The sequence below is a fragment of the Pantoea sp. ANP04 genome (genome assembly GCF_041982285.1).
In the GTDB taxonomy this organism is placed as follows: Bacteria; Pseudomonadota; Gammaproteobacteria; order Enterobacterales; family Enterobacteriaceae; genus Pantoea; species Pantoea eucalypti.
The window spans coordinates 1-524 of the sequence record NZ_JAUTYS010000180.1 but is presented as its reverse complement, the minus strand read 5'-3'; the positions used below and the strand labels follow the sequence as shown (position 1 = coordinate 524).

At 56.9% G+C, this 524-nt stretch carries 1 protein-coding gene; it reads right to left on the bottom strand.

What is annotated here, in order from left to right:
* Window positions 1–465: hypothetical protein (locus Q7C21_RS22985; RefSeq protein WP_375151235.1), on the bottom strand; the 465-nt coding region annotated here is incomplete at its 3' end.
* Window positions 466–524: the final 59 nt, after the last annotated feature.

Below are 524 nucleotides of genomic sequence, written 5' to 3'. Positions count from 1 at the left end.
TAGACGAACCCATGGCCCGAAGGTTCCACCTGATACGGAGTTGATGCACCGCCAGTAGAGACCGCCGTTGTAGAACTGAATCATCTGGAAACCAGTTGACCCGGATACCCGCAGATGGAACATGCCGGTTTCGCCTGCGGGGGTTCCGGTGATGCCATTAGTGGCAATGCCCGTGAGTGTTATCCATTCCCCATCGAACGCTCCCGATGATCGAACATACGTGTCAATGTTCGCGCCGTTCGGGACAGTACGTGGCTTGGGGTCGTAGTCGGTTCTGCGCCATGTAGTCCACGTTCCGTTCTGGTATTCAATTTCCAATACGCCACGGTTTCCGCCCCCAATGACAGTCCACCGGTAAACCCGGTAAGTGTTCGATCCCGCTCCTAGGATTTCCATTACGCCGATGTTTGCGAACTCGGCTGGCAGCGCTGGGGTGATCGACAGGGCGACGGTGGCTGATGACACGATGTAAGCGCCAGGTACAGTCAGGGTGGATAGGTTGGCATTCAGGGGTACGCCGCCCT